This is a genomic window from Streptomyces sp. NBC_01363 (genome assembly GCF_026340595.1).
Classification (GTDB): Bacteria; Actinomycetota; Actinomycetes; order Streptomycetales; family Streptomycetaceae; genus Streptomyces.
Map to the genome: position 1 here is coordinate 3,044,396 of NZ_JAPEPF010000001.1, position 14,111 is coordinate 3,058,506.

The 14,111-nt window shown below is 68.6% G+C and carries 12 protein-coding genes; 11 read left to right on the forward strand and 1 reads right to left on the reverse strand.

Going from position 1 to position 14,111, the window contains the following annotated elements; genetic code table 11:
• Position 1: 1 nt before the first annotated feature.
• The 4 genes from tig (at position 2) to clpX (ending at position 4,487) form a co-directional block, all read left to right on the forward strand.
• Positions 2–1,399, forward strand: coding sequence for a trigger factor (tig, locus tag OG611_RS14070; RefSeq protein ID WP_266419261.1), 1,398 nt, complete (start codon positions 2–4; stop codon positions 1,397–1,399).
• Positions 1,400–1,664: 265 nt separating this feature from the next.
• The gene (locus tag OG611_RS14075; RefSeq protein ID WP_177328013.1) at positions 1,665–2,270 is read left to right on the forward strand and encodes an ATP-dependent Clp protease proteolytic subunit; all 606 of its coding nucleotides are present in this window, start codon (positions 1,665–1,667) and stop codon (positions 2,268–2,270) included.
• 80 nt (positions 2,271–2,350) lie between these two features.
• On the forward strand, positions 2,351–3,031 hold the full coding sequence (locus OG611_RS14080) for an ATP-dependent Clp protease proteolytic subunit (RefSeq protein WP_323180181.1): 681 nt from the start codon (positions 2,351–2,353) through the stop codon (positions 3,029–3,031).
• A gap of 157 nt (positions 3,032–3,188) precedes the next feature.
• Positions 3,189–4,487 carry an ATP-dependent Clp protease ATP-binding subunit ClpX gene (gene clpX / locus OG611_RS14085; RefSeq protein ID WP_072483632.1) on the forward strand — a complete coding sequence of 433 codons (1,299 nt, stop codon included), beginning with the start codon at positions 3,189–3,191 and terminating at the stop codon, positions 4,485–4,487.
• A 74-nt stretch (positions 4,488–4,561) separates the two neighbouring features.
• Here clpX and OG611_RS14090 read toward each other — a convergent pair whose 3' ends face one another.
• Entirely contained in the window at positions 4,562–5,611 is a 1,050-nt protein-coding gene (locus OG611_RS14090; RefSeq protein ID WP_266419264.1) for a hypothetical protein, read from the reverse strand.
• A 140-nt stretch (positions 5,612–5,751) separates the two neighbouring features.
• Between OG611_RS14090 and OG611_RS14095 the strand changes: the two genes are divergently transcribed.
• The 7 genes from OG611_RS14095 (at position 5,752) to mreD (ending at position 14,088) form a co-directional block, all read left to right on the forward strand.
• Positions 5,752–8,373, forward strand: a complete 2,622-nt coding sequence (locus OG611_RS14095) for a valine--tRNA ligase (protein ID WP_266419267.1) — start codon at positions 5,752–5,754, stop codon at positions 8,371–8,373.
• Between the two features lie 196 nt (positions 8,374–8,569).
• Positions 8,570–10,093 carry a folylpolyglutamate synthase/dihydrofolate synthase family protein gene (locus tag OG611_RS14100; RefSeq protein ID WP_266419276.1) on the forward strand — a complete coding sequence of 508 codons (1,524 nt, stop codon included), beginning with the start codon at positions 8,570–8,572 and terminating at the stop codon, positions 10,091–10,093.
• 3 nt (positions 10,094–10,096) lie between these two features.
• The gene (locus OG611_RS14105; protein ID WP_266419278.1) at positions 10,097–10,444 is read left to right on the forward strand and encodes a DUF4233 domain-containing protein; all 348 of its coding nucleotides are present in this window, start codon (positions 10,097–10,099) and stop codon (positions 10,442–10,444) included.
• Between the two features lie 96 nt (positions 10,445–10,540).
• On the forward strand, positions 10,541–10,954 hold the full coding sequence (gene ndk / locus OG611_RS14110) for a nucleoside-diphosphate kinase (protein ID WP_266419280.1): 414 nt from the start codon (positions 10,541–10,543) through the stop codon (positions 10,952–10,954).
• Positions 10,955–11,242: 288 nt separating this feature from the next.
• Positions 11,243–12,262 (forward strand): rod shape-determining protein, encoded by a 1,020-nt coding sequence (locus OG611_RS14115; protein ID WP_072483626.1) that lies wholly within the window; start codon positions 11,243–11,245, stop codon positions 12,260–12,262.
• 99 nt (positions 12,263–12,361) lie between these two features.
• On the forward strand, positions 12,362–13,414 hold the full coding sequence (mreC, locus tag OG611_RS14120; RefSeq protein ID WP_266419283.1) for a rod shape-determining protein MreC: 1,053 nt from the start codon (positions 12,362–12,364) through the stop codon (positions 13,412–13,414).
• Positions 13,415–13,425: 11 nt separating this feature from the next.
• Entirely contained in the window at positions 13,426–14,088 is a 663-nt protein-coding gene (gene mreD, locus OG611_RS14125; RefSeq protein ID WP_266419285.1) for a rod shape-determining protein MreD, read from the forward strand.
• The last annotated feature ends 23 nt before the right edge of the window (positions 14,089–14,111 follow it).

Genomic DNA, 14,111 nt, shown 5'->3' on the forward strand with positions numbered 1-14,111 from the left:
CGTGAAGAGCGCCGTGGAGACCCTGAACCCGACCCGGGTTCGGCTCACTGTCGAGGTGCCCTTCGAGGAGCTCAAGGACAGCCTCGACGCGGCGTACAAGAAGATCAACCAGCAGGTCACGGTGAAGGGCTTCCGCAAGGGCAAGATCCCTGCCCGGGTCATCGACCAGCGCTTCGGCCGCGGTGCGGTGCTGGAGGAGGCCGTCAACGACGCCCTCCCGAAGTTCTACACCGAGGCCGTCAACGAGGGTGAGCTCAATGTCCTCGGTCAGCCCGAGGTCGACATCACCGAGCTGAAGGACGGCGAGCTGCTGGCCTTCACCGCCGAGGTTGACGTACGCCCCGAGATCGAGATTCCGGACTACTCCGGCATCGAGGTCACCGTCGACGCCCTCGAGGTCAGCGACGAGGACGTCGAGAAGGCCGTGGAGCAGCTCCGCGAGCGCTTCGCCTCCACCAACCCGGTCGAGCGCGCCGCCGCCGAGGGCGACGTCGTGACGATCGACCTGCAGGCCGAGGTCGACGGCGAGGTCCTGGAGGACGGCGTGGCCGAGGGTGTCTCGTACACCATCGGTTCCGGAGAGCTTCTCGACGGCATCGACGCCGCCGTCACCGGCCTGGAGGCGGGTGGCGAGGCCACCTTCACCTCCGAGCTGAAGGGCGGCTCCGCCGAGGGCAAGGAAGCGGAGGTCACCGTCAAGGTCGCCACCGTCGCCGCCCGTGAGCTCCCCGAGCTGGACGACGAGTTCGCCCAGATGGCGAGCGAGTTCGACACCCTCGACGAGCTCAAGGCGGACAGCCGCAAGCGCCTCGAGAACACCAAGCAGTACGACCAGGCCACCCAGGCCCAGGAGCGCGTCCTGGACGAGCTGCTGAAGCTCGCCGAGGTCCCGATCCCGGAGAAGCTGCTCGCGGACGAGGTCCAGACCCGCAAGCACAACCTGGAGCACCACCAGCTCGGTCAGATGGGTCTGACCCTCGACAAGTACCTGGAGATCCAGGGCAAGACGGCCGAGGAGTTCGACGCCGAGACGTCCGAGCAGGCGATCAAGGGCATCAAGACCCAGTTCATCCTGGACGAGATCGTCAACAAGGAGAAGCTGAACGTCAACCAGGAGGAGCTCACCGAGCACCTCATGCGGCGCGCTGCTTCCTCCGGCATGAGCCCCGACCAGTTCGCCCAGGCCGTCGTCGAGGGCGGCCAGGTGCCGATGCTCGTCGGCGAGGTCGCCCGCGGCAAGGCGCTGGCCGTGGTCGTCGAGGCCGCCAAGGTCGTCGACACCAACGGTGAGCTCGTCGAGCTGGAAGACGACGAAGAGGTGGCGGAGGAGGCCGTCGAGGCCGCCGAGGGCACCACCGAGGCCGCCGCCGAGGCCGCCGAGGAGAAGAACGAGGCCTGAGCCTCGCGCTGAACCCGAACGACGGGCTCCGGACGCTTGTGCGTCCGGAGCCCGTCGTCGTATGGCGTACGGTGCCCCACAACCCTTGTGCGGACTGCGGAGCTTGCGCTCCCAGCGAACAGTTGCGGAAGCGGGATGGCGTTGTCCCACCTGCGCGTTAGGGTCCATGAATAGGAAGGGCAGGGGAGTCCCCGCCCACCCGGTACGAAGACGCTGAGACGGCCGGAGCCGTCAGAGACGAGCAGGTGGATACGTGACGAATCTGATGCCCTACGCCGCCGGAGAGCCGTCCCTCGGTGGAGGCCTCGGTGACCAGGTCTACAGCCGGCTGCTCGGCGAGCGCATCATCTTCCTCGGCCAGCAGGTCGACGACGAGATCGCCAACAAGATCACCGCGCAGCTTCTCCTTCTCGCCGCGGAGCCCGAGAAGGACATCTACCTCTACATCAACAGCCCCGGCGGTTCGGTGACGGCCGGCATGGCGGTCTACGACACCATGCAGTACATCCCGAACGACGTGGTCACCATCGGTATGGGAATGGCGGCCTCGATGGGCCAGTTCCTGCTCACCGGCGGCACCGCGGGCAAGCGCTTCGCGCTCCCGAACACCGACATCCTCATGCACCAGGGTTCGGCCGGCATCGGCGGTACGGCATCGGACATCAAGATCCAGGCCCAGTACCTGCTGCGCACCAAGCAGCGGATGGCGGAGATCACCGCCCGTCACTCCGGCCAGACCGTCGAGACGATCATCCGCGACGGCGACCGCGACCGCTGGTACACCGCGGAGGAGGCCAAGGAGTACGGCCTCATCGACGAGATCATCACGATCGCATCGGGCGTTCCGGGCGGCGGCGGCACCGGCGCCTGATCCGGTACCCACCGGATCCGGCTCCACCGCCCCGCGCACCTCTCGTACGCCGAGACACCCAGCCACAGAACGCCACCAGGATGGTGAACACCCACATGAACAACTTCCCCGGCGCCTCCGCGAGCGGCCTCTACACCGGCCCGCAGGTGGACAATCGCTACATCGTGCCGCGCTTCGTGGAGCGCACCTCGCAGGGCGTGCGTGAGTACGACCCGTACGCGAAGCTCTTCGAGGAGCGTGTGATCTTCCTCGGCGTGCAGATCGACGACGCCTCCGCCAACGACGTCATGGCGCAGCTGCTGTGCCTGGAGTCGATGGACCCGGACCGGGACATCTCGATCTACATCAACAGCCCCGGCGGCTCGTTCACCGCGCTCACCGCGATCTACGACACGATGCAGTTCGTGAAGCCGGACATCTCCACGGTCTGCATGGGCCAGGCGGCCTCCGCCGCGGCCGTGCTGCTCGCCGCGGGTACGCCCGGCAAGCGGATGGCGCTGCCCAACGCCCGTGTGCTGATCCACCAGCCGTCCTCGCAGACCGGCCGTGAGCAGCTCTCCGACCTGGAGATCGCGGCCAACGAGATCCTGCGGATGCGCACCCAGCTGGAGGAGATGCTGGCCAAGCACTCCACCACGCCGATCGACAAGATCCGCGACGACATCGAGCGTGACAAGATCCTGACCGCCGAGGACGCCCTCGCCTACGGTCTCGTCGACCAGATCGTGTCGACCCGCAAGCAGGCGGCCACGGCCGTCTGACGTCGGCCTTCACCCCTTGGCACGCCACGTTCGCCCGGTCTTGGCCGTGTGAACCGTGCCAAGGGGGGCCCGAACGGGGGCCAAGGCAAGGTACCGTCGGATAGAGGCACCAGGAGCCGCTGAACCAAGCTGCTCCCAGGCGAAGGGGAAGCACCTCGTGGCACGCATCGGTGATGGCGGCGACCTGCTCAAGTGCTCGTTCTGCGGAAAGAGCCAGAAGCAGGTGAAGAAGCTCATCGCGGGACCCGGTGTGTACATCTGCGACGAGTGCATCGATCTCTGCAACGAGATCATCGAGGAGGAGCTCGCCGAGACCTCCGAGGTGCGGTGGGAGGAACTCCCCAAGCCGCGCGAGATCTACGAGTTCCTCGAGGGGTACGTCGTCGGGCAGGAGCCCGCGAAGAAGGCCCTCTCGGTCGCTGTGTACAACCACTACAAGCGGGTCCAGGCGGGTGAGAACGGCGGCGCCCAGGGCCGGGACGACGCCATCGAGCTGGCCAAGTCCAACATCCTGCTGCTCGGGCCCACGGGCTCGGGCAAGACGCTGCTCGCGCAGACGCTGGCCCGCATGCTCAACGTCCCGTTCGCCATCGCGGACGCGACGGCGCTGACGGAGGCCGGCTATGTCGGCGAGGACGTCGAGAACATCCTGCTGAAGCTGATCCAGGCCGCGGACTACGACGTCAAGAAGGCCGAGACCGGGATCATCTACATCGACGAGATCGACAAGGTCGCCCGCAAGAGCGAGAACCCGTCGATCACCCGCGATGTCTCCGGCGAGGGCGTCCAGCAGGCCCTGTTGAAGATCCTGGAGGGCACCACCGCCTCCGTACCGCCGCAGGGCGGCCGGAAGCACCCGCACCAGGAGTTCATCCAGATCGACACGACGAACGTGCTGTTCATCGTGGGCGGTGCCTTCTCCGGCCTGGAGCGGATCATCGAGTCCCGGGCGGGTGCCAAGGGCATCGGCTTCGGCGCCACGATCCGTTCCAAGCGGGAGATCGAGGCGAGCGACCAGTTCCAGGAGGTCATGCCGGAGGACCTGGTGAAGTTCGGGATGATCCCGGAGTTCATCGGCCGGCTGCCCGTCCTCACCTCGGTCCACAACCTCGACCGTGAGGCGCTGCTGCAGATCCTCGTCGAGCCGCGCAACGCGCTGGTGAAGCAGTACCAGCGGCTGTTCGAACTCGACGGCGTCGAGCTGGACTTCGACCGCCCGGCCCTGGAGGCCATCGCCGACCAGGCGATCCTGCGCGGCACCGGCGCGCGTGGCCTGCGGGCCATCATGGAGGAGGTCCTCCAGTCCGTGATGTACGAGGTGCCGTCTCGCAAGGACGTCGCCCGGGTCGTCATCACGGCGGACGTCGTCCGCAACAACGTGAACCCGACGCTGGTCCCGCGCGAGCCGCGGACGATCGGCAAGGGTGACGGCGGGCGGCACGAGAAGTCCGCGTAGCCGCAGACGGAAACAGACGGAAGGGGCGCCCGGCCAGGTGAACTGGCGGGCGCCCCTTCCGTGTTGCGGTGCGATCAGATCTTGGTGCGGGACGTGTTGTAGAGCTTGGCGGTCAGAGCAGCCAGTTCGTCCTGGGACATCGCCTTGTTGGTCAGAGCGCCGCCGACGTCCATGCCCACGACGGCACCGACCGTGCTGTAGTCGGCCCACACACAGACGGGCATGACGAACTCCTTGGGGCCCTTCGCCGCCGTGCCGTCGCCCTTCTCGTTGATGCCCTTGAGGTTCTGGCACTTCATCAGCGCGCCCTTGAAGCCGGGGGGAGTGACCTGCTCGGCGCTGCCGATCAGCGAGACATTCGAGTCCTCGCTCTTCTTCATCTCCTGCTCGGCGTTCGCGAAGGAACCGTCGATGACCTTGGCCGGGTCGCTGACTTCGCCCCATGTACCAGTGAGGTAGAGGAACTTTGCGGTCAGCGGGTTGTCCTCGCTGCCGCTGAGGTACTGGGCGCCGGCCTCGTGGGGGTTCTTGATCCCCATGGCCTCGGCCTTGGCCTTCTTCTCGCCTGTCACGGGACCCGACGGTTCGGCGGCCGAAGCACTGGTGTCTTTCTTGTAGTCGTCCACAGCCGCAGTCGGCGTCAGCTTGTACCCCTTGGTGGAGTCCGCCACGTCGCTGTTGCTGGCACCGCCCGACGTCAGGAAGTACACCCCGCCCGCGATGACTGCCAGTGCCACGATCACGCCGCCGATGATCAGGCCGGTCTTCTTCTTCGGGGCCTCGGGAGGCATGCCGTAGGGCTGCTGCGGACCGCCGTACGGGGGAGTGGGGGGCTGCTGGCCGTACGGGCCGGGCTGCTGGGCCTGCGGGTAGCCGTAGCCCGGCTGGGGCTGCTGCTGGGGCGGGACACCCTGGGGGGCCTGCTGGGGGTAGCCGTAACCGGGGGGCTGGCCCTGGGGCGGCTGGCCGCCGTACGGGCCCGGCTGCTGGCCGTACGGGCCGGGCTGGCCCTGCGGCTGCTGCCCGTACGGTCCGGGCTGACCCTGCGGCGGCTGGCCGCCGTACGGACCCGGCTGGCCCTGGGGCGGCTGGCCGCCGTACGGGCCCGGCTGGTTGTAGCTCATTTGCGGTGTCCCCTGTTCGTCATGCTTATGCGTTCCGAACATCCTGGCGGAAGGGTCGCCCGTATGGAGCACCGGGCGTCACACCGTTACTCAACAAACCGGTTTCAGTGCACGACTGTGACGGCCCTAAACTGTCCCCCGTGACCGAGAACACTCAGCAGACGCCAGCCAGCAACCCCGAACTGCCGACCCAGTACGCACCGGCCGAGGTAGAGGGGAAGCTGTATGAGCGCTGGGTAGAGCGGGGTTACTTCGAAGCCGACGAGCACAGCGAGAAGCCGCCGTACTCCATCGTCATCCCGCCGCCGAACGTCACGGGCAGCCTGCACCTCGGGCATGCCTTCGAGCACACGCTGATCGACGCCCTGGTCCGCCGCAAGCGCATGCAGGGCTTCGAGGCGCTCTACCAGCCCGGCATGGACCACGCCGGCATCGCCACCCAGAACGTCGTCGAGCGCGAGCTCGGCAAGGAGGGCAAGTCCCGCCACGACCTGGGCCGCGAGGCGTTCGTCGAGCGCGTCTGGAAGTGGAAGAACGAGTCCGGCGGCCAGATCTCCGGCCAGATGCGCCGGCTCGGCGAGGGCGTCGCCTGGTCCCGTGAGCGCTTCACCATGGACGAAGGCCTGTCCACCGCCGTCCAGACCGTCTTCAAGAAGATGTACGACGACGGGCTGATCTACCGCGCCGAGCGCATCATCAACTGGTGCCCGCGCTGTCTGACCGCGATCTCGGACATCGAGGTCGAGTACCAGGACGACGACGGCGAGCTCGTCTCCATGACGTACGGGGAGGGCGACGACACCATCGTCGTCGCCACGACCCGCGCCGAGACGATGCTCGGTGACACCGCGGTCGCCGTCCACCCCGACGACGAGCGCTACAAGCACCTGATCGGCAGGCAGATCAAGCTGCCGCTGACCGACCGCACGATCCCCGTCGTCGCCGACCACCACGTCGACCCGGAGTTCGGCACCGGCGCCGTGAAGGTCACGCCCGCCCACGACCCGAACGACTTCGAGATCGGCAAGCGCCACGACCTGCCGTTCCTCACGGTCATGGACGAGCGCGCGGTCATCACCGTCCCCGGCCCGTTCGAGGGACTCGACCGCCTGGAGGCCCGGTCCACCATCGTCGGCGCGCTGCGCGCCGAGGGCCGGATCGTCGCCGAGAAGCGTCCGTACCTCCACTCCGTCGGCCACTGCTCGCGCTGCAAGACCACCATCGAGCCGCGCCTGTCCCTCCAGTGGTGGGTCAAGGTCGCCCCGCTCGCCAAGGCGGCCGGTGACGCCGTCCGCGACGGCAGCGTCAAGATCCACCCGCAGGAGATGGAGAAGCGGTACTTCGACTGGGTCGACAACCTCCACGACTGGACGATCTCGCGCCAGCTGTGGTGGGGCCACCGCATCCCCGTCTGGTACGGCCCGAACGGCGAGGTCGCCTGCGTCGGACCGGACGACGAGGTCCCCACGGGCGAGGGCTGGACGCAGGACCCCGACGTCCTGGACACCTGGTTCTCCTCCGGGCTGTGGCCGTTCTCCACGCTCGGCTGGCCGGAGCGGACCGACAGCCTCGCGAAGTTCTATCCGAACTCCGTCCTGGTCACCGGCTACGACATCCTCTTCTTCTGGGTCGCCCGGATGATGATGTTCGGCCTGTACGTCAACGACGGTGTCCCGCCCTTCGGGACCATCGTCCTGCACGGCATGGTCCGCGACGAGTTCGGCAAGAAGATGTCGAAGTCGTTCGGCAATGTCGTCAACCCGCTGGACTGGATGGACAAGTACGGGTCCGACGCGCTGCGCTTCACCTTGGCGCGCGGTGCCAACCCGGGCACCGATGTCCCGATCGGCGAGGAGTGGGTCCAGGGTTCCGCCAAGTTCGCCAACAAGATCTGGAACGCCACCCGCTTCGCCCTGATGAACGGCGCCACGATCGAGGGCGAACTGCCGTCCGCCGACGAGATGTCCGTGACCGAGCGCTGGATCCTGTCCCGGCTGAACAAGACCGTCGCCGAAGTCGACGCGTACTACGACGACTTCCAGTTCTCCAAGCTCAGCGAGGCACTGCGGCACTTCGCCTGGGACGAGGTCTTCGACTGGTACGTCGAGCTGTCCAAGACCACGTTCTTCGCGGGCGGCAAGCCGGCCGAGGTCTCGGGCCGGGTCCTCGGCGAGGTCCTCGACGTGATGCTGCGGCTGCTGCACCCGGTCGTCCCGTTCGTCACGGAGACACTCTGGACCGCGCTCACGGGCCGGGAGTCAGTCGTCATCGCCGACTGGCCGACCGACTCCGGCTTCCGCGACGACGCGGCCGAGAAGGAGATCGAGCTCGTCCAGCAGGTCGTCACCGAGGTCCGCCGGTTCCGCTCCGACCAGGGCCTGCAGCCCGGCCAGAAGGTCCCGGCCGAGCTCACCCTGACCGGCACGCCGCTCGCCCCGCACGAGGCGGCCATCCGCCAGCTGCTGCGGCTCCAGCCCGCCGAGGAGGGCTTCCACGCCACCGCGTCGCTGCCCGTCGCGGGCGCCACGGTCGCCCTCGACCTCTCCGGCACCATCGATGTCGAGGCCGAGCGCAAGCGCCTGACGAAGGACCTGGGCGCCGCCGAGAAGGAGAAGGCCCAGGCGGTCGGCAAGCTCTCCAACGAGGCGTTCCTCGGCAAGGCCCCGGACAACGTGGTCGACAAGATCCGCGGCCGGCTCGCCAAGGCCGAGGCCGACATCGAGCGGATCTCCGGTCAGCTGGCGAACCTGCCGCAGAGCTGATGACCTGAGCACGGAGCCCCCGTACCCCTGACCGACCAGGGGCGCGGGGGCTTCGCCCTCAGGGCCTCTCGTCTGGATCACGCCGGGCTCGCGTGCCCCGGTCCGGCATGATCCAAACGAGAGACCCTGAGGGCGACATCCGTGCCCGTCACCGGGCGCTGCGCGCGATGTCCGCGCCCATCCGTAGACTGGCCCCGTGAGTGAGCCCCGCCCTTCCGACCGGCACGACAACTCCGATTCCGACGACACCTTCGCGGAGATCGTCGACGAAGAGACCCAGCGCGACCCCGACCTGGCGGTGATCGAGGCCGGGAGCCGCACGCTGCGCACCCGCTCCGGACCGCCGCAGGGCGACGAGGTCCCGGCCCGCCCCGCCGACCCCGAGGTGGACAAGGCGCTGCGCGCCGTGGAGCAGGAGCTCGCCGGACGCTGGGGCGAGACCAAGCTGGAGCCTTCCGTCGCGCGCATCGCCGCGCTGATGGACGTGCTCGGCGAGCCGCAGCGCGCGTACCCCTCGATCCACATCACCGGGACCAACGGCAAGACGAGCACGGCCCGCATGATCGAGGCGCTGCTCGGCGCCTTCGACCTGCGGACCGGCCGCTACACCTCGCCGCACGTCCAGTCGATCACCGAGCGGATCAGCCTGGACGGCTCCCCGATCGCCCCCGAGCGGTTCATCGAGGCGTACCAGGACATCAAGCCGTACGTGGAGATGGTCGACGCCCAGCAGCCGTACCGGCTCTCCTTCTTCGAGGTGCTGACGGGCATGGCCTACGCGGCCTTCGCCGACGCGCCTGTCGACGTCGCGGTCGTCGAGGTCGGCATGGGCGGCAGCTGGGACGCGACGAACGTCATCGACGGCTCGGTCGCCGTCGTCACCCCCATCTCGCTGGACCACACCGACCGGCTCGGCAACACACCCGCCGAGATCGCCGGCGAGAAGGCCGGGATCATCAAGCAGGGCGCCACGGTCATCCTGGCCCAGCAGCCGGTGGACGCCGCGCAGGTCATGCTGAAGAAGGCCGTCGAGGTCGACGCCACGGTCGCCCGCGAGGGCATGGAGTTCGGCGTCGTCTCGCGCGAGATCGCCGTCGGCGGCCAGCTGCTGACGCTGCGCGGCCTCGGTGGCGAGTACACAGAGATCTTCCTCCCGCTGTACGGCGCCCACCAGGCGCACAACGCCGCGGTGGCGCTCTCCGCGGTGGAGGCGTTCTTCGGGATCGGCGCCGAGCAGCCCGGCTCGCTCGACGTCGACACGGTCCGCCGGGCCTTCGCCTCGGTGATCTCCCCGGGCCGCCTCGAAGTGGTCCGCAGCAGCCCCACCGTCGTCCTGGACGCGGCACACAACCCGGCGGGCGCCCGCGCCACCGCCGACGGGCTCTCCGAGGCCTTCGGCTTCTCCCGGCTGATCGGTGTCGTCGGCACCAGCGGCGACAAGGACGTCAAGGGACTCCTCGACGCCTTCGAGCCGATCCTCGCCGAGGTCGTCATCACGCAGAATTCCAGCGGCCGCGCGATGGACGTCGACGAGCTGGCCGCCGTCGCGGTCGAGGTCTTCGGCGAGGACCGCGTCCAGGTGGAGCCCCGCCTGGACGACGCCCTGGAGGCGGCGATCACCCTCGCCGAGGAGGAGGACGAGTACGCGGGCGCCGGTGTCCTGGTGACCGGTTCCGTGATCACGGTCGGCGAGGCCCGGCTGCTTCTGGGAAGGCGCTGACCCATGCGTACGCTCTGTGCATCCACGCTGATCGGCGAGTTCTTCGTGATCGGCTTCGCCGGACTCGTCGCGATGAAGTCCGACGACCTGACCGGTGCCACGGTCTGGACGGTCTGCGGCATCGGCATGCTGCTCTCCGTGCTGCTCTGCGGGATGATCACCCGCCCCGGCGGGATACAGCTCGGCTGGGCGCTGCAGATCGCCCTGGTGCTGAGCGGCTTCGTCGTCCCGATGATGTTCATCCTCGGTGTGGTCTTCGCCGGCCTGTGGTGGGCCTCGGTGCACTACGGCCGCAAGATCGACGAGGCGAAGGCCCGCTGGGCGGCGGCCGAGGCCCCGGCCGGTGGCTGACCCGGTACCCGGTGGCCAAACCCGGCCGCCGGCCCGGCTCCGTACCCCTGTAGCCTCGGTTCACCGCACCCGCATGCCTGCAAGGAGCCGCACACCATGACCCAGCGCACCCTCGTTCTCCTCAAGCCCGACGCTGTCCGGCGCGGACTGGTCGGCGAGATCGTCGGGCGGATCGAGCGCAAGGCCGGCTGGCGGATCACCGCACTGGAGCTGCGCACCCTCGACCGCGCCACGCTGGAGCAGCACTACGCCGAGCACGTCGGCCGCCCGTTCTACGAGCCGCTCGTCGAGTTCATGCAGTCCGGTCCGATCGTGGCGCTGGTGGCCGAGGGCGAGCGGGTCATCGAGGGCATCCGTACGCTGGCCGGACCCACCGACCCGATCGCCGCCGCGCCCGGTTCCATCCGCGGTGACTTCGGCACCATCACCCGGGAGAACCTCATCCACGCCTCGGACTCCGAGGAGTCCGCGGAGCGGGAACTGAAGCTGTTCTTCCCCGGACTCGCCTGACCGCCGATCAGCCGAACAGCGCTCAGACCTGGGGCGACCGAATTAATTCGGTCGCCCTTCGGTATAGGGTCCGGGATCGCGGGAACGCATCCCTCCGACGTAACGTCACCATGAGTGGAACGGCCACCCGTTCCGCCCACAATGGCGAAGGACCCTCGCGCGGTGTCCGCCATTACGGCACTACGATGGAATCTTCCACGCCCGCCGCGCTCACCTCGCCGACCAGAACAAGCCACATCGCTTTCTTGGAAGGCCCGACGCATCCTCATGGGGAACAAGGGGAACTCAATGTCGTTCATCGGCCGTGACATGGCTATCGACCTCGGGACTGCCAACACGCTGGTGTACGTCAGGGGGCGCGGCATCGTTCTGAACGAGCCGTCCGTCGTGGCCATCAACACCAACACCGGCGGCATCCTGGCGGTCGGCTCCGAGGCCAAGAAGATGATCGGGCGTACACCGGGCAACATCGTTGCCGTACGGCCCCTGAAGGACGGCGTGATCGCCGACTTCGAGATCACCGAGCGGATGCTCCGCTACTTCATCCTGAAGATCCACAAGCGCCGCTACCTGGCTCGCCCGCGGGTCGTCGTCTGCGTGCCCTCCGGCATCACCGGGGTCGAGCGACGCGCCGTCATCGAGGCGTCGACGCAGGCAGGCGCGCGCCAGGTGCACATCATCGAGGAGCCCATGGCGGCGGCCATCGGCTCCGGGCTGCCGGTCCACGAGGCCACCGGCAACATGGTCGTCGACATCGGTGGCGGCACCACCGAGGTCGCGGTCATCTCGCTCGGCGGAATCGTCACTGCCCAGTCGATCCGGACCGCCGGCGACGAGCTGGACAACGCGATCATCCAGCACATCAAGAAGGAGTACTCGCTCCTCCTCGGCGAGCGCTCCGCCGAACAGATCAAGATCACGATCGGTTCGGCGTACGACATGGACGAGGACGAGCACACCGAGATCCGCGGCCGCGACCTGGTCTCCGGACTGCCCAAGACCGTGGTCGTCTCGGCCGCCGAGGTCCGCAAGGCCATCGAGGAGCCGGTCAACGCGATCGTCGACGCCGTGAAGACCACGCTCGACAAGTGCCCGCCGGAGCTCTCCGGCGATGTCATGGACCGAGGCATCGTCCTCACCGGCGGCGGCGCGCTGCTGCGCGGACTGGATGAGCGGCTGCGCCGCGAGACCGGCATGCCGATCCACATCGCGGAGGACCCGCTGGACTCGGTGGCCCTCGGATCCGGCAAGTGCGTCGAGGAGTTCGAGGCGCTCCAGCAGGTACTGGACGCCCAGCCCCGCAGGTGAACAACCCATCGGTCTGCTGTACGGACGCTGCCGCTCCGTACGGCCGATCGTTGATATACAGGCACGAATATTCCGACGAGGAAGGCACGGCCGCCGCACGTGAGGGACACACGAGAGAGCCGGCTGCTCCTGGTGCTGCTGATCGCCATCGCGTTCGCATTGATCACGGTGGACATCCGCGGTGGTGAGGAGTCGCCGGTGGACGGCGCCCGGCGGGCCGCCGCAGCGGCCTTCGGGCCGGTGGAGAACGGCGTCGCGGCAGCCGTCGACCCGGTGGGCAACGCCATAGGGGCGGTTCGCGACTCCGGGACACGGCACAACCGGATCGCCGAGCTGGAACAGCAGAACGCCGCGCTCAAGACGAAGCTCGGCAGCGACGACCGCAACCGCAACAGGGTCCGTGAGCTCGACCGGATGCTGAAGAAGTCGGCCGCCGGACAGTACGGCATCAAGGGCGCCGAGGTCATCGCCATAGGAGCGGCCCAGGGCTTCTCCTGGACGGTCACCATCGACGCGGGTTCCAACGACGGAATCAAGCGCGACATGACCGTCATCAACGGCGACGGCCTGGTCGGCCGCGTCACCACCGTCGGCCCGGACGCCTCCACGGTGCTCCTCGCCAACGACCCCGACTTCACCGTCGGCACCCGGATGGAGAAGACCGACGAACTCGGCTTCGCCACCGGCCAGGGCTCCCGGCCGCTGTCCGTCCAGTTCCTCAACGGCAAGGCCAAGGTGAAGAAGGGCGACCGGCTCGTCACCTTCGGCTCCAGCAAGGACAAGCCCTTCGTGCCCGGCGTCCCGGTCGGCGAGGTCGTCCGGGTCGACCCGTCCGGCGGCGGTCTGACCCGTACGGTCTACGTCCGCCCGTACGTCGGCTTCACCAAGCTCGACATCGTCGGCGTCGTGGTCCAGGCCCCGCGCGAGGACCCCCGTGACATGGTCCTGCCGAAGCAGCCGGCCAAGCCCGCCAAACCGAAGCCCACGCCCACCGTCACCGTCACGATCTCGCCCAACGGCGACATCGTCGACACCGAAGGAAACGTCGTCGGGAACATCCACGAGAGCCCGGACCCCAGCAACAGCCCGGACCCGAACGGCACTGCGAACGCCACACCGGACGCCGGCACCGCGGTCAACGAGCAGAGGTAGAGCTGATTCCCATGCGTCTGAACCGGATTCTGCTCTCCGTCGTCCTGGTCGTCGTCGCCCTCGTCGTCCAGGTCTCCGTGCTCGCCCGCCTCCAGCTCCCCGGCGCGGTGCCCGACCTGCTGCTCCTGGTCGTCCTCGGCCTCGCCTTCGTGTACGGGCATGTCAGCGGCGCCCTCATCGGCTTCGGCGCGGGACTCCTCGCCGACCTGGCACCGCCCGCCGACCACGCCGCCGGACGCTACGCGCTGGTCCTCTGCGTCATCGGCTACCTCGCGGGGCTGGCGAAGCCCGAGAACGGGCAGCTGAAGTCGGCGATGGTCCCGATGCTCGGGGTCGTCGCCGCGGCGATCGGCTCGACCCTGCTGTACGCGCTGGTCGGCGCGCTCGTCGGGGACACGGCGGCCCGTCACGTCGGCCTCGGCAGCCTGCTGTTCACCGCCGCCGTCTACGACCTGCTCCTCGCGCCCTTCGTCGTACCGCTGATCATGGCCGTCGCCAGACGCACGGTGAACGATCCGCTCGCCGACACCTCCGGCGGCGGGGACGTGGCCGCGGGCTGGCTCGCCTCCGGCACCGGACTGCGGATCGGCGGCCAGCGCGGCGGACTGCGCGTCAAGGCCGCCCGCAACCGCGCGGCCCGCGCCGGACGCATCAAGGGGGTCAAGCGACTGTGAGGCCGCACCGCAGCCAGACCACC

Coding starts and splice junctions, on each gene's coding strand:
- OG611_RS14080 (WP_323180181.1), top strand. CDS start 2,351: ATGGTGAACACCCACATGAACAACTTCCCCGGCGCCTCCGCGAGCGGC.
- mreD (WP_266419285.1), top strand. CDS start 13,426: ATGCGTCTGAACCGGATTCTGCTCTCCGTCGTCCTGGTCGTCGTCGCC.
- OG611_RS14105 (WP_266419278.1), top strand. CDS start 10,097: ATGCGTACGCTCTGTGCATCCACGCTGATCGGCGAGTTCTTCGTGATC.
- OG611_RS14075 (WP_177328013.1), top strand. CDS start 1,665: ATGCCCTACGCCGCCGGAGAGCCGTCCCTCGGTGGAGGCCTCGGTGAC.
- ndk (WP_266419280.1), top strand. CDS start 10,541: ATGACCCAGCGCACCCTCGTTCTCCTCAAGCCCGACGCTGTCCGGCGC.
- OG611_RS14090 (WP_266419264.1), bottom strand. CDS start 5,611: ATGAGCTACAACCAGCCGGGCCCGTACGGCGGCCAGCCGCCCCAGGGC.
- OG611_RS14115 (WP_072483626.1), top strand. CDS start 11,243: ATGTCGTTCATCGGCCGTGACATGGCTATCGACCTCGGGACTGCCAAC.